Below are 17884 nucleotides of genomic sequence, written 5' to 3' on the forward strand. Positions count from 1 at the left end.
GCTCTCCTTGGTTATGCGACCGAGGCGCTGCTCGCCTCGGGCCAAGTGATCCAGGACGTCGGAATCCCGTCGTCCAGCCGGATGACGTCTCGCGGCGCGAGCACCCGCGTGCGCAGCAACTCCCGCGCCACGAGCCGCGCCACGGCGATCGCGCCCGGCGGATTGAAGTGCGTGTTGTCCTGCTCGGTGGCGGTCCAGTTGAAGTAGACCTTCGTCTCCTCGACCCCGAGCCGCTGCCACAGCGCGAGCGACAGCGCCTCGATGTCGAGCAGCGCCACCCGCTCCTGCGCGGCGAGCGCGCGCATCGCCGCCGGATACTCGCCGTGGGTCGGCACGGCGTTCCCGTCCGCGTCGAACCTGCGCCGCTCGACGGGCGTCGCGAGGACGGGCCGCGCCCCTTTCGAGCGTGCCCCCTCGATGTACAGCCGCAAGTAGTCCTGGTACGTCGTCCAGGGCTCGGTGTACCGGGTGGGGTCGTCGCTCTTCTCATCGTTGTGCGCGAACTGGACGAGAAGGAAGTCGCCGGGCTTGATCAGCCCGAGAACGACATCGAGCCGGCCCTCGTCGACGAAGCTCTTCGAACTGCGCCCGTTCACCGCATGGTTGGCGACGGTCAGGCCTTGGTTGAGAAAGAAGGGAATCGCCATACCCCACCCGGTCTCGGGAGCGGCGTCGGCGTATTTCTGCGCGGCGGTGGAATCACCGGCGATGTGGAGCGTGCGCTGCCTGTGTGCGGCGTGGGCGGTACCGGTGGCCGCAAAGGCGAGGGGAACGGCCGCGAGGGCAGCCACGGTGACCTGTCTACGAGTAAGCGACAAGACCGTACACCTTCCTCTCAGTGGTTCTTCTTCCAGTCCGCCTGCGCCTTGTTCAGCTGATCGGCCAACGTGTCCAGAAACTCCTTCGCGCTCAACTTTCCGAGCAGGACCTTCTGGAAGTTCGGCTCGTTGTCGGCCTTGGAAATCGTGTTCCAGTCCGGCAGGTAGTACGGCAACTGCACAATCTTGGTGTCAGCCCCGTTCAGCGCGGCAGCAGCCAGCTTCGTGGGCTCGGCCTTCTGGATCCATGCGTCCTGCGCGGCTTCCGTGTTCGCCGGAATCTGCCCCGCGGACTGGTTGAACTTCGAGTTCTCCTCGTGCGAGAGGGCGAACTCGACGAACTTCCAGGCAGCCGATTTGTTCTTGCTGGACCTGAAGACGCTCAGTCCGTCCACCGGGTTGGAGATCTGCACCCGGGTGCCGTTGTCCTGCGTCGGGTTGGGCAGCCCGCGGAACTTGTCCGCGCCCAGCGCCTTCAGATGGTCCTGATAGGACCCCAGGTTGTGGCTCAGCATGCCGATCGTGCCGCTGTCCCACTGGGCGACCATCTTGGTGAAGTCGTTGTTGACGTCGGCGGACGGCGTGTCCTTCTTGTAGAGCGCGACGTACTTCTCCAGCGCGGCGATGTTCTTCGGGTCGTTGACCGTGGTCTTGTCGCCGTTCCAGAACGAAGTGATACCGCTCTGGCTGTACGACGCGTCCAGCGCCGGCGCGATCGAGCCCTCGCCGCCGCGAATGGTGAAGCCGAATTCGTTCTTGCTCTTGTCGGTGAGCTTGTCGGCGGCCTCGTAGAACTTCGACCAGGTGGTCGGCGCGTCCAGACCGGCCTTCTTGAACAGGTCCGTCCGGTACCACAGGGTGCCGTTGTTGGACGAGGTCGGGATCTGGTACAGCTTGTCGCCGCCGCCCGCGGCCTTGCTGCTTTCCAGCAGGTTCTGGCTCAGTCTGCCGTTCAGGGAGCTCTTCGCCAGGCGGCCGTCCAGTGGCTCCAGCGCGCCCTGGACGGCGACCTCGGCGAGCATCGCGGTGCCCACGCCGCCGACGTCCGGCAGGCCGCCGCCCTGGATGGCGGTGTCGTACTTGGACTGGGCGCTCGCGGCGGGGATGCCGACGTAGTTGACCTTGATGTCCGGGTTCTTCTTCTCGAAGTCGGCGATGATCTGCTTCCAGATGTCGGTCCGGACACCGCCGTTGTTGTCCCAGAAGGTGATCTCGCCCTTGCCGGAGCCCTCGTTGCCCTTGTCCCCCGCGCTGCCGCTGCCGTCGTCGCCACAGGCGGTGGCGGTCAGCGCGAGCACGGAGCCCAGGGCGACGGCGACGGCCGTGCGCCTGCTTCTGCGGATGCTGCTCTTCATGGGTCGGCTCTCTTCTTCTGGATCCAAAGGAGACATGCACTCTGCGGGGGGTGTTGAGCTGCTGTCGGTCGGCTGCGGCCGGGCGCCTACCGGCGTGACTGAGCGTCCGTACGGGCGGAGTGGACGGCGTACGTCACCGGCTCACCGCCTTGCGGACCAGTGCCGCCGCCTCGTTGCGGCTCAGGCGGCCGTCGGCGACGACGGTGATGATGCGCCGTACGACGGTCTCGGCGGGTGGGATCGGGAGGCGTTCGGTGTGGGCCAGGGACGAGCCCACACCGGGGTATTCGGCGGTGCGTACGAACCACGGGTCGCGGCGGGTGGTGTCCGTGGCGCCGGCGAAGAGCAGGGTCCAGGTGGTGCCGGCGAGGGCGAGCCAGTCGGCGTGGGTGGCGTGCACCTCCGCTTCGCCCTCGCGGTCGGCGGTGAAGACATGCGGGGTGTCGTGCTCCTTGCGGGCGCGCCAGAAGAAGCCGCCGTAGGCCGCGCCGGGGCGTCCACTGGTGGCCGGGCTGCCGATCGACAGCGGCCTGTCGGTGACGTTCGTGAGCGAGAACGTGAAGTCCAACGCCCAGGCGACGTCGGTGAGTTCGGTGGCGGCGACCGTGCGGCGCTCGCGCAGCAGCTCGCCGCCGGACGCCACCCAGCGCAGTTCCTCCACGAAGCCGTCGGGGTCGCGCAGCTGGAAGGAGGTGTGGCGCTGGGCGCCGTGGTCGTCCAGCTCGGTCGGGCCCTGGTCGCGTACGTAGGTCCGCCCGCCCCAGAAGTTGTGCCCCTCGACATCGGGAACGGCGACACCGACGCCGAGGTGGTGGGTGTGGTCGGCGGGGCTCAGCTCGGTGACCGCCGTGCCGGCCAGGGTGGTCACGGGGTGCAGATAGGGGCGCGGGGAGAGCCTGGCCGGCAGTTCGGGCCGGGTGACGTAGCGGCCGACCGGGCGGCCGGCGACGCGCAGGACGGGCGAGTCGATGGTCGTCATCAGGTGCTCACCTCTTTCGGTGGGGCCCAGGTGGCGCCGAGCTCGGAGTAGAGGGAGAGACTGTCGGCGGCGGCCGCGACGAGTCCGTCGATGCCGGGCACGACCCTGCGGCCCTCGTCGGGGAGCAGGTGCCAGGCGCCGGCCGGCAGCGGGGCCGGGTCGGGGGCCTGCCGAATCGCTTCGACGACCCTCATGAAGGCGCCCGTCGCGTCCGGGGTGACCAGGAGGTCCGCGCCGTCGGTGAGGTGGTCGACCAGGTTCTCCAACAGGTCGGTGCGGCCGTACTCGTACTCCTCGGGGCCGCGGTCGGCGCGCTGGAGCAGGACGCGGTCCTGCTTGTACCAGTACGTGATCCGACCGCGGGTGCCGTGCACGACGACGTACGGCTCGTCGTCCCGCTCGGCGCACAGGGTCGCGGCGACGGTGACCTTGCGGCCCGGTGCGGTGGTGATGCGGACGCAGGAGGTGTCGTCGGACTCGATGTCGTTGGCGCGCAGCAGTTCGAGCTCGATGCCGGTGACGTCCTCGGCGCGTGTGGTGCCGTTGACGGCGAGTGCGGTGGCCACGGCGTGCGCGAGGGGGTTGGTGAGCACGCCGTCGATGACGTCGACGCCGTTCAGGCGCCGCTTGCCTGCCCAGGGCGCCCGCCGGTAGTAGGCCTCGGCACGCACCCAGGCACCGGCCCCGCCGACCCCGACCAGCTCGCCGACGGCGCCCTCGGCGACCATCCCGAGGATCGCGGGGACGGCGTGCGAGCCCAGCGACTGGAAGCCGATCTGGCAGACCACGCGCGCCTCGGCGACCCCGTCGGCCATCCGCCGGAACTCGGCGTACGACGGCGCGGGCGGCTTCTCCAGCAGCAGGTGCACGCCCCTGCGGGCGGCCGTGAGCGCCAGGTCGGTGTGGGTGGGGATCGGGGTGCAGATCACGGCGATCCGGGCGCCGGTGGAGTCGAGGAGCGCGCCGAAGTCGGCGGACTGCTCGGGCGTGCCGAGGCCCTCCGGGATCTCTTCCGCGGTCAGCGGGGTCAGCTCGCAGATGCCTGCCAGCCGTACGATCCCCTTGTCCTGGAGCCGACGGATGTTGTCCAGGTGCCAGCGGCCGTGGCCTCGCGCGCCCGCCAGGACGATGTCTACGGTGCTCATGGGATCCTCCCTGGGCCCGCGCCGTGTGCCACCTCTCGGTCGGCCGTCTCGGCGCTGTCGATCTTTGTGTGCAGGGTAGGCGTCCAGCCGACGTCGGCCGTGAGGTCGCGTTCGCTGCCCGAGTTGCAGGCGTTGTGGATGGCCGGCAGGTCCACCGGATAGCCGTTGAAGAGGGTGCCGGTCCGGTGGAGGGCGGTGCCGTTGTTCTCGGCGATCGTGGTCGGCGAACCGGCTCCCGGCTGAAGGCCTGGCACAGCCACACGCAGGCATGTCGGATCGGGCAACCGTTCGTGTCGTCATCCCTTCACCGCCCCCGCGCTGAACCCGGTGATCAGCCACTTCTGGATGAAGGCGAACACGATCACGACGGGTACTGCCGCGATGATGCCGCCCGCGGCGAGCGCGCCGAGGTCGACACTGTCCGCGCTCATCAGCGTGTTGAGGCCGACGGGGATGGTCTGTTTGCTCTGGTCGCTCAGGAACATCAGCGCGAACAGGAAGTGGTTCCAGGCGTGCACGAAGGCGAAGGAGCCGACGGCGATCAACCCGGGCCGCAGCAGCGGCAGTACGACGATACGGAACGCGGTGAACCGGTTGCAGCCGTCGACCCAGGCGGCCTCTTCGAGCGAGTACGGCACGTTGCGGATGAACCCGCTGATCAGGATCATCGACAGCGGCAGCTGGAAGACGGTCTCGGCGATGATGACGCTCACCAGGGAGTTGATCATCCGCAGGTTGGCGAAGATCTCGAAGAGCGGCACCAGGAGCAGCGCGCCCGGCACGAACTGCGTGCAGAGCAGGGCCAGCATGAACGCCTTCTTGATCTTGAAGTCGAACCGGGCGAGGGCGTAGCCGCCGGCCAGCGCGACCAGGGTCGTCATCACCAGGGTGGCGATGCCGACGAGCACGCTGTTCTGGAAGTAGGTGCCGAAGGCCCGCTCGTTCCAGACCTTTCCGAAGTGGTCGAACGTCATCGGCCAGGGCACCAGCGAGGTGGATCCGGCCGGTCGCAGAGCGAAGAGGAGGATCCAGTAGAAGGGGATCAGCGTGAAGAGGAGGTAGATCGACAGGGGGACGTAGATCTGCCGGCGGGGGACCTCGTCCCAGGCGCGGCGCTTCTTCCCCGGCCGGGCGGGCTCGGCGGCCATGCGCTCCGGCGCGGGTGCGATCTCGGTGATCACTTCTCCTCACCTCCGAACTTGCTCAGGCGCAGATAGACGATCGAGAAGAAGAGCAGAATCACGAACGCCACCGTGGTCAGGGCGGATGCGTAGCCGAAGTTGTGGGCGTCGACGCTGGTGTTGGCGATGTAGAGCGGGAGGGTGGTGGTCTCGCCGGCCGGTCCGCCGCCGGTGAGGGTGTAGAGCAGGTCCACGTTGTTGAACTCCCACACCGCGCGCAGCAGCGTCGACAGCACGATCGCGTCCTTCAGATGCGGCAGCGTGATGTGCCAGAACTGCTTGACACGGCCGGCGCCGTCGACCTCGGCGGCCTCGTAGAGGTCCTTGGAGACGGACTGCAGGTCGGCGAGGATGAGGATCGCGAAGAAGGGGACACCGCGCCACAGGTCGGCGACTATCGCCGCGGGGAAGACGGTCGAGGTGTCCGAGAGCCAGCTGGTGCCGTACGAGCCGATGCCCAGGTCGGCGAGGTAACGGGTGATACCCGTCTGGGAGTTGTAGAGCAGCACCCAGATCGCCGAGGTCAGCACACCGGACACGGCCCACGGGGAGAAGACGAGCGCCCGGCCCACCGCGCGTCCCACGAAGGTCTGGTTGACGATGAGGGCGAGTGCGAGGCCGAACAGCAGTTGCAGGCCCACCTCTACGACGACCCACTTGGCACTGAAGGTCAGCGTGTCCCAGAACTGGGTGTCCTTGGTGAAGATCTGGACGAAGTTGTCGAAGCCCGCGTAGCCGTTCCGCCACGGCTTGGTGGGGTTGAAGTTCTGCAGGCTGTAGTAGAAGACGCTGATCACCGGGTAGGCGATGAAGCCCAGCAGGAGCAGGGCCGCCGGGGCGATCAGCAGATACGGCAGCCTGCGCGGCGTGGCGGAGGCACGGCGCCGCCGGGGTGGCGCGGGCGGGTTCGCCACGGCTGCGGCTTGGGCCATGACAGTCTCCGTTTCTCGGTACGGCCGGCTCTTGCGGGGCAAGCGCTTTCTCGGTGCGCATGGGGTGCCGCTTGCGGCTGAACAGCGGCTGCTGGCTCGTTGTGGTTGATCGCGCCCACGCGGCGGAGCCGCATATCGATGCAGCCCCGCGCCCCCTACGGGGGCACGGTCAACCTGCGTAAGGGTCCGGTACCTTGCCAGGCTGGGCCAGGAACTCGAAGTCGCAGCCTGTGTCGGCCTGGGTGATCTGGTCGTTGTACAGGGCGCCGTAGCCGCGTTCGTAGCGGGTGGGCGGGGGTGTCCAGGCAGCCCTGCGGTGCTCCAGCTCCTCGTCGTCCACGTGGAGATGGAGGGTGCGTGCCTCGACGTCGAGGGTGATGAGGTCGCCGGTGCGGACGAGGGCGAGCGGGCCGCCGACGTACGACTCGGGCGCCACGTGCAGCGCGCAGGCGCCGTAACTCGTGCCGCTCATCCGGGCGTCGGAGATGCGGACCATGTCCCGTACACCCTGCTTGAGCAGGTGGTCGGGGATCGGCAGCATGCCGTACTCGGGCATGCCGGGGCCGCCCTTGGGCCCGGCGTTGCGCAGCACCAGCACGCTGTCGGCGGTGATGTTCAACTCCGGGTCGTCGATGGTGCGTTGCATGGCCTTGTAGTCGTCGAAGACGACCGCGGGACCTGTGTGCTTGAGCAGGTGCTGTTCTGCGGCGATGTGCTTGATGACGGCCCCGTCGGGGCAGAGGTTGCCGCGCAGGACGGCGACTCCGCCCTCGGCGGCGACCGGGTTCTCGCGGGTGCGGATCACGTCGTCGTTGTGGACGACGGCGCCCTCGATCTGCCCGCCCAGAGTGCCGTTGACGGTCGGGCGGTCCAGGTGCAGCAGGTCGGTGATCCGCGAGAGGAAGGCGGGCAGGCCGCCGGCGAAGTGGAAGTCCTCCATGAGGTGGGTCCGTCCGCCGGGCCGTACGTTGGCCAGCACCGGCACGGTCCGCGCGATGCGGTCGAAGTCGTCGAGGCCGAGCGGGACTCGGGAGCGGCCCGCCATCGCGATCAGATGGATGACGGCGTTGGTGGAGCCGCCGAGCCCGAGCACCGTGGTGACGGCGTCCTCGAAGGCCTCGCGGGTGAGGATCCCGGACGGCTTGAGCCCGGTCCAGGCGAGGTCCACGGCGCGGCGCCCCGACGCGGCCGCCATCCGCTCGTGCCCGGAGTCGACGGCCGGGATCGAGGAGGCGCCGGGCAGTGTCATGCCGAGGGCTTCGGCGGCCGCGGTCATCGTGGAGGCGGTCCCCATGGTCATGCAGTGACCGGGGGAACGCGCCAACCCGCCCTGCAGTTCCCGCAGTTCGCAGTCCGTCAGGTTGCCCGCTCGGTGCTCGTCCCAGTACTTCCACATGTCGGTGCCGGAGCCGAGGGTCTCACCGCGCCAGTGTCCCGGCAGCATCGGTCCGGCGGGCACGAAGATCGACGGTACGTCGGCCGAGGCGGCGCCCATGAGCAGCGCCGGGGTCGACTTGTCGCAGCCGCCGAGCAGCACGGCCGCATCCACGGGATAGGACCGCAGCAGTTCCTCCGTCTCCATCGCGAGCAGGTTGCGATAGAGCATGGGGGTCGGCTTCTGGTAGGTCTCCGAGAGCGTGGCGACGGGGAACTCCAGCGGGAAGCCACCCGCCTGCCACACGCCCCGCTTGACCGCCTCGGCGCGCTCGCGCAGATGGACGTGGCAGGGGTTGATGTCCGACCAGGTGTTGAGCACGGCGATCACCGGGCGGCCCCGGTACTCCTCCGCCTCGTAACCGAGCTGCCTCATCCGGGCGTTGTGCGACCAGGTGCGCAGCTGGCCCTCGGTCCCGTACCACTGGTGGCTTCTGAGTTCCTCGGGACGCATTCTGTCGGTCATATCGACCATCCGGCGGCTATGGCGGCGACCTCGGCGCGCTCGTCCTCGGAAAGGGTGCTGCTCGGGGGGCGGACGTCGCGGCGGCACAGGCCGAGGGAGGCGAGGGCCTCCTTGACGACGGTGACGTTGTTGGCGGAGCCGTTCGCCGCACGCAGTTCCTCGAAGCGGCGGATCTGCTCCCAGACCTTCATGGCGCCCGCGTAGTCACCGGATCGAAGCGCTTCGATCATGTTCAGCGAGACGGACGGGGCGACGTTCACGAGTCCGGAGGTGAAGCCGGTGGCGCCCGCGGAGAAGTACGAGGGCGCGTAGGGCTCGGCGAGGCCGGCGACCCACACGAAGCGGTCGAGCCCCGCGTCCCGTGCGAAGGCGGCGAACTTGGCGGCGTCCGGGACTGCGTACTTGACGCCGATGACGTTCGGGCAGGCGTCGGCGAGTTCGGCGAGGCGGGCGCCGGCCAGCCGGGCGTTGCGGATGTAGGGGACGACGCCCAGCTCGGGGACGGCCTCGGCGATGGCGCGGTGGTAGTCGACCCAGCCGCCCTGGGAGACATACGGATGCACGGGCTGATGGACCATCACCATCTGGGCGCCGTACTCACGGGCGTGCCGGGCGGAGGCGACGGCGGTGGGCACGTCGTGGCCGACGCCGACGAGGACGGCGGCGCGGTCGCCGGTCTCCTCGATGGTCAACTCGGTGACGAGACGGCGCTCTTCGGGGGAGAGCGCGTAGAACTCGCCGGTGTTTCCGTTGGGAGTGAGGATGCGGATCCCGCCCTCGAGCAGCCGACGCAGCAGGGCCCGGTGGGCGTCCTGGTCGACGGTGCCGTCCTCGGCGAACGGAGTCACCGGGATCGCCACCACGTCGGCCAGGGCCGCCCGCTGGGCCTCGAACGTCGCGCTGCTCATGCGGTGCCTTCCTGGTTCGCTGCCTGGTTCGCTCCCCGGTCCGTGAGGTCGGTTGCCTGGGGGAACGCTCGCTCGACGAAGGACGCGATATGGGCGTGCAGGGCGCGGGCCGCGCCGTCGGCGTCGCCCTCCAGGGCGAGCCGCAGGATCTCCCGGTGCTCGCCGGCCTCCCGCTCCCAGGAGGGCGAGGCCGCCCAGGCGACCGCGGAGACGAGGGCCGCCTGGTCGCGGACCTCGTCGAGCATGCGGCCGAGCAGCGGGTTGCCGCAGGGGAGGTAGAGGGCGCGGTGGAACTCCCGGTTGGCGAGGGACCGTTCGGCGGTGTCGGTGGCGTCGTCGGCCCTGGTCAGCGCGGTGCGCGCGGCGTCGAGTGAGGCGCCTCGCCGCACCGCCCGCCGGAGCGCCTCGGGCTCCAGCAGCAGCCGCACGTCGTAGACCTCGCGCGCCATGTCCGCGTCCACCATGCGCACCGTGACGCCCTTGTACTGGCTCATCACGACGAGACCGGTACCGGCGAGGGTCTTGAGCGCCTCGCGCACGGGGGTCTTGGACACCCCGAACTGTGCGGCGAGCTCGGTCTCGACCAGGGCCTGGCCCGGCGTCAACTGCCCGGTGAGGATGCGGTGTTTGATCGCGTCCAGCACGTACTGCGTGCGGGACGGGATCGGCGTGGGCACAGAGGTCATGCGCGCCTCTCGGAAGTCACGTGTCAGATCTCGGGTATCTGATCTCGCGTATCGCGTCTCATATATGACGTACGAAGTACGACGCGTTGAAGGTAGGAGGGGCCGCATGTTTCGTCAATGCTTCTGACAAAGGAAGTTGGGGTGCGGGAGGTCGGTCGTTCAGACGGTGGCGGTCTCGCCCTCGCGGGCGGTGGTGGTACGGCCGCCGAAGGCCGCGGCGGCCCTTTTCGTCGCCGACTCACGGGTGAGCGTGGGTCCGACGTGGGTGACGAGCAGTCGGCTCGCGGCGGCCGCGCGGGCCGTGTGGCCGGCGTCCTCGGGGGTCAAGTGCACCTGTTCGCCTTCGCGATGGGCGTCGATGTCGGCCTCGCACAGGAACAGGTCGGCGTCGGCGGCCAGTCGGCCGAGCGCCGCACACGGCCCGCTGTCCCCTGAGTAGGCGAGCACGCGCCCCTCGCACTCGGCCCGCAGTCCGTACGCCTCGACGTCGTGGACGACGGCGCGGGAGGTGAGGAGCAGGTCGCCGTACCGGGCGGTGTGGCCTTCGTACAAGGTACGGAAGTCGAGGATGCCGCTGAGGAAGCCGGCATCGGGGCGTCCGAAGAACCCGGCGAGGCGCTGGGCGCAGTCGCCGGGTGCGTGCACCGGAATCGGCGCGGGCGGGGTGAGTCCGCCGTACGCGAGTCCGTAGACCGCGGACAGCAGGTCGGCGCTGTGGTCCGCGTGCAGGTGCGAGATCCAGATGGCGCTCAGGCGCGCCGGGTCCGTGTGCCGCTGCAACTCCGCGAAGCTGCCGGGCCCGGCGTCCACCCACACCTCTGCGCCCCCGCCGCGCAGGAGATACCCGGAGCAGGGGTGGCCGGGCTGCGGGTGCGGGGAGGCGGTGCCGAGGACGGTGAGGGTGAAGGCCATGCGGGGAGCGTACGGTTCGCTCGCACGCCACGCCGCCTTGGCGGATGCCGTCGCCCGCCGGTCAGCGCGTGCGTGTCCACCCCGGGTCCCGCCCGCTGAGCCCCACCGCCCGGTCGAGCAGCGGAGCATCCGGCGGTACGGGCACCACGGGCCCGAAGATGCCGCCGCCCCGGCTCGGGTCGTTGGCCGCGGCCAGCAGGAAGTCGTGCGAGGCCTGGAGCGCGGCCGGGTCGGGGGTGTATTCCTGGCCGGTGGCGCGGGCCAGGTCCCAGCCGTGGATGACCAGTTCGTCGACGGCGACGGCAGCGGCGACCTCGCCGGGCAGGTCGATGCCGCCGGCCCTGGTCATACCGGCCCGGGCGGCCGGGTCGCGCCAGGCCTCGGCCAGTTCGTCGAGGACCTTGGGCAGGGCCTCGCGCCAGTCGGGGGCGAGGTCCGGGGCGGCGGCGCCGGGGTTGGTGTCGGTCGTGACGCCCAGGTCCTTGCGGGCCGCGTCGCGGAAGGCGACGGACAGTCCGAGCAGATGGCCCAGCATGTTGCGCACCGCGCAGTCCGGGCAGGGCGTCGGATCCGCCAGCTGCTCGTCGCCCACGCCCTCCGCGAGCCGCGCGATGACGCGGGTCTGGGGTCCGAAGTCGAGGGTCGTGTCACTCATGCGCTGCTCCTCACAGTCGTGTCTCGTCGATGTAGACCGACCGCGCCCCCGAAACTCATCGCAGCCCCGGTTAAGGCACTTGCCTCATCCCCGGCCGGGGGCCTTAGACCCACCATGGCCAGGCATGACGACATCGACATGGGCGGTCGTGCGGGTGCTGCGGGACCGCAATGCGGGTCTGTACCTCGCCGGCGTGGTGATCTCCGGTTTCGGGACGTCGGCGCTGTGGCTGGCGTCCGGCGTATGGGTCAAGGAGCTGACCGGCTCGGACGGCCTGGCCGCGCTGTGCCTGCTCGCCATGTGGGCGCCCACGCTCGCCGGCCCCCTGCTCGGCACCCTCGCCGACCGGCTCCGCCGCAAACCCCTGCTGATCGGCGCGAACCTCCTCCTGGCCGCCCTCCTGCTCACCCTCTTCACCGTCGACTCCCCGAGCCGGCTGTGGCTGCTGTACGCGGTCCTGCTCGTGTACGGCGCCGCGGGCGTCGTCCATGACGCCGCCGAGTCGGCCCTCGTCGCGGCCGCGGTCGACCGGTCCCTGCTGGGCGACTTCAACGGGCTGCGCATGACGGCGACCGAGGGCATGAAGCTGGTCGCTCCCCTCGCGGGCGCGGCCCTCTTCGCGGCATACGGCGGCCCGGGCGTCGCCCTGCTGGACGCCGTCACGTTCGTGCTGGCCACGGGCCTGTACGCCCTGCTGCGGGTTCGCGAGGAGAACCCGCGGCCGCCCGGCCGCCGGGCAGGGACCACGGAGGGCGTCGGGTACCTCTGGAAGCACGCCCGCCTGCGCCCCCTCGTCCTGGCGGGCGCCACCACGATGTTCTGCTCGGGCCTGTCCGGCGCACTGCTCTACGCCGTCATCGACGGCCTCGGCCACTCCCCTGCCTACGCCGGTGTCCTGTACGCCGTCCAGGGCATCGGCTCGGTGGCCGTCGGCCTGGTCTGCGGCCCGACCCTGCGCCGCCTGGGCGAACACCGCTTCGCGGCCTACGGGATCGCCCTCACGGGCATCGCGATCGCCGCCCGGGCCACCCCCTCGGACCCGGTGGCCCTGTTGTGCAGCGCGGCGATCGGAGCAGGGCTCCCCTGTGTCCTCGTCGCCGCACTGACCGCCGTACAGCACGAGACCCCGAACGCCCTGCTGGGCCGCACGGCCGCCACGGCCAACACCCTCCTCTTCACACCGAACGTGCTAGGACTGGCCACGGGAGCAGCCCTGGTCGAACTCACGGACTACCGCCCCCTGCTACTGGCCCTGGGCGCAACTCTGCTGCCCACAGCCACCCGACTCCTCCGACACCCGACAAACACCGACCACACCGCTTCCAGGCCACGGTCCGGCGCCAACCCGACGTGACACATCCGGGGTTCACCCGCGCCCGCGCCACGTCCCCGGCAGCGAGGCCGGGGCGAAGGGCGCCAACAGGCCTCCGGCCCAGCTCTGCCGGCCGGCTCCCTCAGATGCCCGGAGCGCAGACCGCACGGCCTCCAGGTCACCGTCCGACGCCACACAACCGCAGATTCGGCCGCTCCCCGGCCCCTACCCGCGCCGCGTCCGCAGCCAGGAAGGCGGGGGGACTACCGCCATCCCCCGCGGAAGGCGCCAACAGACCCCTGGCCCAGACCGCACACCATCCCCACCCGTCCCCGGCAAGCGCCGAGCACACCGCCTCCAAATCACCGCCCAACGCCAACCTCGCACCCCACAGCCGCACTTCGACCACCCCCGGCGCCCTACCCGCGCCGCAGCCGCGGCAGCAACACCGGGCTGCCATCCACCCCCGGCGAAGGCGCCAACAGACCCCTGGCCCAGCATGCAGACCGCCCCCACCCATCCCCGGCAAGCGCCGAGCACACCGCCTCCAAATCACTGGGCGACGCCAACCTCGCATCTCACAGCCGCAATTCGGCCGCCCCCGGCGCCCTATCTGCGCCGCATCCGCGGCCAAGGCGTCCGGGCCCCGGCGAAACGCCTCCAGGTCGTCGTCCGACGCCGACTCGGCATCATGAACCGCGATTCGGTCGCTCTCCGCCGCCCCTGCCTGCGCGAACATCCGCGGCAGGCCCATGGCACGGCCCTGCCGCCCGCCGTCAAACCGGCCCCTCAGAGCCCAGCGAGTGCCGACCGTACCGCCTCCAAGTCACCGTCCGAAGCCAAACCCGCGTGATACAGGCGTAGTTCCGTTGCCCCCTGGCGCGCTGCCTGTGCCGCGTCCGCGGTCAGTGTGGCCGGGGTGCCGCCCATTCCGGAGATCACGGGGAAGTTGGCGGCGATGACGGACCCATCCCGGGACTGCTCGGCGAAGGGTGTCAGCAGGTCCGTGCCGCCCGCGCACGGTACGACCACTCCGTTCGCGACGGAGAGGATGTGGGCGGGGTCCACGCCGGGATTGGCGCCGACGTGGTACGTCACGGGGTCGGCGTGCAGCAGGATCTGGAAGGCGTCGGGGGCCGCCGCGCGCACCGCCCGGACCGCGGTCTCCTGGAGCGTGCGGGCGGTCTCGTCGCGCCACGCGCGCGTGGCGGACGCCTTCGCCTCGCCGAGCAGCTTCTCGACCCCGGCCCACCCGCCGTCATCGGGCGCCCCGCGCCACAGCGGCTCCAGAGCGTCGCGTACGGAAGCTGCCAACTCGTCGGCGTCCAGGCCCTGTTCGCCGTAGCCGGTCCGGCAGGCGGGGCAGAAGCAGAGCGCCATCAGGTACATCCCGGCGTCCCCGAGGCCCACCCCGCCGGTCTTGTCGTGCGCGTGCAGATGCTGGAGGCCGTACCAGCCGAGCGACTCCAGCTCGGTGCCGCGTGCTCCCGGTCGTACGGCCGCCTCGACGGCCAGGTCGACGAGGTACGCGCGCGTGGCGGGCTGCGCGATGCAGGGGGCCCAGGGGTAGCGGTCACCGTAGGCGTTGACGACGGAGGTGTCCGGATGCTCGGCACCCAGGCGGGAGTTGTGGGCGAGGACGACCCAGGTGTGCACCTCCAGGCCGGCGGCCGCGAGAGCCGCGGCCGCCTCGCCATAGGCGTCTCCGGGCGCCCAGTCCCCGGCCGGGTAGGGGCGCAGCGCACGCCCTTCCCAGCGGTCGTCGGTGGGATACAGCACGGCCGCGTGCTCGGCGGTGACGATGCGGTGGCGCGGGTGGCGGGGTGTCAGCGCACGCGTGGAGTGGTACGCGGAGGCCAGCGTCACCTGCTGCACACCGAGCCCGGCGATGCGGCCCGCGGCCGCCGGGTCCCCGTTGACGTCCCAGGGGTAGACGAAAGTCGACGCCTTCACTGGCTCTCCGCCTTCACTGGCTCTCCGCCTTCACTTGTTCTCTTCCAACAGCGCATACCCGCGCTCGATCAGCTCGGCGAGCTGCTTGACATGCTCCTCGGTGGGCTCGTTCAGCGGCGGCCGCACCTCCCCGACGTCGAGCCCGCGCAGCCGTACACCCGCCTTGACCAGGGCGACGGCGTAACCCCGCCCCTGCGCGCGCAGTTCCACGAACGGCCGGTAGAAGCCGTCGAGGAGCCGGTGCGCGGTGGCCATGTCACCGGACTCCAGCGCCCGGTGGAAGGCGAGCGCGATCTCCGGGGCGAAGCAGAAGACGGCGGAGGAGTAGAGCGGGACGCCGATCGCGCGGTAGGCGAGCTGGGTCTGCTCGGCGGTCGGCAGGCCGTTGAAGTAGAGGAAGTCGCCGGGGGCCTCGCTGCGGACGGCGCTGACGATGCGCTGCATGAGGTCGAGGTCGCCGAGGCCGTCCTTGAAGCCGATGATCCCGTCCGTGCGGGCCAGTGCGACGACGGACTCCGGGGTGAACACGGCGTTGTCGCGCTGGTAGACGATCACGGGCAGCGCGGTCGCTGCGGCCACCTCCCGGTAGTGCCGCAGCAGCCCCTCCTGACCGGCGAGTACCAGGTACGGCGGCATGGCGAGCAGCCCGTCCGCCCCGGCGGCCTCCGCCACCCGCGCGTACCGGACGGCGAGCGCGGTGCCGTACCCCGCACCGGCCACCACCGGCACCCGGCCGTCCACCGCCTCCACCGCCACCCGCACGCACGCCTCGAACTCCTCGGGCGTGAGCGCATGGAACTCACCGGTGCCGCAGCACGCGAAGGCCGCGGCGGCCCCGCTCTCGACCCCGCGGCGCACATGGGTGCGGTACACGTCGAGGTCGACCGAGCCGTCGGGGGCGTAGGCGGTGACCGGGAAGAACAGCGGCCCGCTGGGGATGCCGAGTCGAGCGGCGAGAGGGACGGACGTCACGGGCACTCCCGATTCCGATGTGGATTCCACGGTCATGATCTGTGTCTACATTTCTGAACGGCACCACGCTAAGGTGCCCCTTTACGGCCGGTCAAGCGCGCCCACCGGCATCACATCAGCGGATTTCCCCATTTCGCAGAGCACTTGACGGGGTACGGCGCGGCTCCTTAGCGTGTCCACGGATGTGAATAACGTGCACGCATGCGCCCCGCCAACCGAAGGAGAAGCGAGGATGCCAGCCCCCCGCACCGTTCTGCTCACCGGCGCCGCCGGCGGGCTCGGCACCCTGATGCGGAACCTGCTGCCGGCCTTCGGCTACCAGCTGCGCCTCCTCGACGTACGCCCGATCGAGGGCGACCCGGACGCCGTCACCGCGGATCTCGCCGACAAGAAGGCCCTGCGCGAGGCGGTGCGGGGCGTCGACGCGATCATCCATCTGGCCGGCATCTCCCTGGAAGCCCCCTTCGAGAAGATCCTCGCGGCGAACATCGAGGGCACGTACAACCTGTACGAAGCGGCGCGCGAGGAGGGCGTCGGCCGTATCGTCTTCGCCTCCTCCAACCACGCGGTGGGCTTCACCCCGCGCCCCCAGGCGAACGACCCGCTGATCCCCATCGACACCCCGCGCCGCCCGGACACCTTCTACGGCCTGTCCAAGTCCTTCGGCGAGGACCTCGCGCAGCTCTACTGGGACAAGCACGGCCTGGAGACGGTCTCGGTGCGCATCGGCTCCTGCTTCCCCGAGCCCACCAGCGTGCGCATGCTGTCCATCTGGATGAGCCCGGCAGACGGCGCCCGCCTCTTCCACGCGGCCCTGACCGCCGAGAACGTCGGCCACACCGTCGTCTACGGCTCCTCGGCCAACACCCGCCTGTGGTGGGACCTGTCCACGGCACGGTCCCTCGGCTACGAGCCGCAGGACGACTCTGAGCCGTATGCAGAAAAGCTGATCGCCGAGCAGGGCGAACTGGACCCCGACAACATGGCCCACGCCTACCTGGGCGGCCACTTCGTGAGCGACCCCCCGATCTGGCCGTACTGAGTTCTCCGACGCCTCCAAAAGGCGGGAAACGATCGTTCGCGGGGGCGGGCGGGCACGGAACGGGCCCGCCCGCCCCGGCATTCGGTCACCGCGCCTGCCCGATCCCACGCCCCCACCCGCAGCCCCGCAGGTCCGAGGCGGGCACTCCGTTCGGCAAACGGGCACACACGGGCAGCATCGGCCCTGCAACAGGCCTGGTCAGTGCCGCGCCCCCGGGGGTAGAACTTCCTGCGAGGGCCCCACCGGGCCCGAACGGGCAGCACGGCACGGGAGCAGGTGACGGCGATGACGGCGAACTCCGCGAAGACGGCAGAAGAGCGCCAGCGGGAGATCGTACGGGCCGCGCGCGCCACCGGCTCGGTGGACGTCACCGCGCTCGCCGCCGCCCTGGGCGTGGCCAAGGAGACCGTACGACGGGATCTGCGCGCCCTGGAGGACCACGGCCTCGTCCGCCGTACCCACGGCGGCGCCTACCCCGTGGAGAGCGCGGGCTTCGAGACGACGCTCGAGTTCCGCGCCACCAGCCACGTGCCCGAGAAGCGCCGGATCGCGGCCGCCGCGGCCGAGCTGCTCGGGGACGCCGAGACGGTCTTCGTCGACGAGGGCTTCACCCCGCAGCTCATCGCCGAGGCACTGCCCAGGGACCGGCCGCTGACCGTGGTCACCGCATCCCTGCCGGTCGCGGGCGCACTCGCCGAGGCCGACGCCGTCTCCGTCCTGCTGCTCGGCGGCCGGGTCCGCCCCGGGACGCTGGCCACCGTCGACCACTGGACGACGAAGATGCTGGCCGGTTTCGTCCTCGACCTCGCCTTCATCGGCGCCAACGGCATCTCCCGCGAGCACGGCCTGACCACCCCCGACCCCGCGGTCAGCGAGGTCAAGGCGCAGGCCATCCGGGCCGCGCGCCGCACGGTGTTCGCCGGCGTGCACACCAAGTTCGGGGCGGTCAGCTTCTGCCGGTTCGCGGAGATCGGCGCACTGGAGACGATCGTCACGAGCACCCTGCTCCCCTCGTCCGAGGCCCACCGCTACTCACTGCTGGGCCCGCAGGTCATCCGCGTCTAGAGAACCCATCGCGCCCGCACCTCGCGCGTCTGAAATTCCAACTCGCCTCCCCCAGGGCACTTCCACGCC

The 17884-nt window shown here is 70.6% G+C and carries 16 protein-coding genes and 1 pseudogene; 3 read left to right on the top strand and 14 right to left on the bottom strand.

Annotated features, from left to right (window positions below):
* Positions 1-11 precede the first annotated feature (11 nt).
* The 12 genes and pseudogenes from ABD355_RS29420 to ABD355_RS29475 form a co-directional block, all read right to left on the bottom strand.
* Positions 12-818 carry a rhamnogalacturonan acetylesterase gene (locus tag ABD355_RS29420; protein ID WP_344403824.1) on the bottom strand — a complete coding sequence of 269 codons (807 nt, stop codon included), beginning with the start codon at positions 816-818 and terminating at the stop codon, positions 12-14.
* Positions 819-835: 17 nt separating this feature from the next.
* On the bottom strand, positions 836-2173 hold the full coding sequence (locus tag ABD355_RS29425) for an ABC transporter substrate-binding protein (protein ID WP_344403825.1): 1338 nt from the start codon (positions 2171-2173) through the stop codon (positions 836-838).
* 133 nt (positions 2174-2306) lie between these two features.
* Positions 2307-3152, bottom strand: a complete 846-nt coding sequence (locus ABD355_RS29430) for a DUF6807 domain-containing protein (RefSeq protein ID WP_344403826.1) — start codon at positions 3150-3152, stop codon at positions 2307-2309.
* Positions 3152-4297 (bottom strand): Gfo/Idh/MocA family protein, encoded by a 1146-nt coding sequence (locus ABD355_RS29435; protein ID WP_344403827.1) that lies wholly within the window; start codon positions 4295-4297, stop codon positions 3152-3154. Before ABD355_RS29435 ends, ABD355_RS29430 begins: the two co-directional genes overlap by 1 nt.
* A pseudogene (locus ABD355_RS29440) lies at positions 4294-4500 on the bottom strand (pectate lyase); the annotation flags it as partial. The gene ABD355_RS29435 and the pseudogene ABD355_RS29440, both read right to left, overlap by 4 nt.
* A gap of 93 nt (positions 4501-4593) precedes the next feature.
* Entirely contained in the window at positions 4594-5445 is an 852-nt protein-coding gene (locus ABD355_RS29445) for a carbohydrate ABC transporter permease (protein ID WP_344404071.1), read from the bottom strand.
* 29 nt (positions 5446-5474) lie between these two features.
* Positions 5475-6410, bottom strand: coding sequence for a carbohydrate ABC transporter permease (locus ABD355_RS29450; RefSeq protein WP_344403828.1), 936 nt, complete (start codon positions 6408-6410; stop codon positions 5475-5477).
* 169 nt (positions 6411-6579) lie between these two features.
* Positions 6580-8310 (bottom strand): L-arabinonate dehydratase, encoded by a 1731-nt coding sequence (araD, locus tag ABD355_RS29455; protein ID WP_344403829.1) that lies wholly within the window; start codon positions 8308-8310, stop codon positions 6580-6582.
* Positions 8307-9218, bottom strand: coding sequence for a dihydrodipicolinate synthase family protein (locus ABD355_RS29460; protein WP_344403830.1), 912 nt, complete (start codon positions 9216-9218; stop codon positions 8307-8309). The genes araD and ABD355_RS29460 overlap by 4 nt, the downstream gene beginning before the upstream one ends.
* Positions 9215-9904, bottom strand: coding sequence for a GntR family transcriptional regulator (locus ABD355_RS29465; RefSeq protein ID WP_344403831.1), 690 nt, complete (start codon positions 9902-9904; stop codon positions 9215-9217). The genes ABD355_RS29460 and ABD355_RS29465 overlap by 4 nt, the downstream gene beginning before the upstream one ends.
* Before the next feature lie 159 nt (positions 9905-10063).
* On the bottom strand, positions 10064-10816 hold the full coding sequence (locus ABD355_RS29470; RefSeq protein ID WP_344403832.1) for an MBL fold metallo-hydrolase: 753 nt from the start codon (positions 10814-10816) through the stop codon (positions 10064-10066).
* 61 nt (positions 10817-10877) lie between these two features.
* Positions 10878-11471, bottom strand: a complete 594-nt coding sequence (locus ABD355_RS29475; RefSeq protein WP_344403833.1) for a TIGR03086 family metal-binding protein — start codon at positions 11469-11471, stop codon at positions 10878-10880.
* 124 nt (positions 11472-11595) lie between these two features.
* Between ABD355_RS29475 and ABD355_RS29480 the strand changes: the two genes are divergently transcribed.
* Complete coding sequence (locus ABD355_RS29480) at positions 11596-12825, top strand: MFS transporter (RefSeq protein ID WP_344403834.1); 1230 nt, start codon at positions 11596-11598, stop codon at positions 12823-12825.
* Positions 12826-13572: 747 nt separating this feature from the next.
* Here the strand turns inward: ABD355_RS29480 and ABD355_RS29485 are convergent.
* Positions 13573-14736, bottom strand: a complete 1164-nt coding sequence (locus tag ABD355_RS29485; protein ID WP_344403835.1) for a hypothetical protein — start codon at positions 14734-14736, stop codon at positions 13573-13575.
* A gap of 30 nt (positions 14737-14766) precedes the next feature.
* Positions 14767-15708, bottom strand: a complete 942-nt coding sequence (locus ABD355_RS29490; protein ID WP_344403836.1) for a 5-dehydro-4-deoxyglucarate dehydratase — start codon at positions 15706-15708, stop codon at positions 14767-14769.
* 232 nt (positions 15709-15940) lie between these two features.
* Here ABD355_RS29490 and ABD355_RS29495 point away from each other — a divergent pair, with 232 nt between their 5' ends.
* Both ABD355_RS29495 and ABD355_RS29500 read left to right on the top strand, forming a co-directional pair.
* Positions 15941-16750: an NAD-dependent epimerase/dehydratase family protein gene (locus tag ABD355_RS29495; RefSeq protein ID WP_344403837.1), complete on the top strand. Its 810-nt coding sequence runs from the start codon at positions 15941-15943 to the stop codon at positions 16748-16750.
* Positions 16751-17035: 285 nt separating this feature from the next.
* Positions 17036-17815: a DeoR/GlpR family DNA-binding transcription regulator gene (locus ABD355_RS29500; protein WP_344403838.1), complete on the top strand. Its 780-nt coding sequence runs from the start codon at positions 17036-17038 to the stop codon at positions 17813-17815.
* Positions 17816-17884 lie beyond the last annotated feature (69 nt).

The organism is Streptomyces longisporus, from assembly GCF_039532765.1.
GTDB lineage: Bacteria > Actinomycetota > Actinomycetes > Streptomycetales > Streptomycetaceae > Streptomyces > Streptomyces longisporus.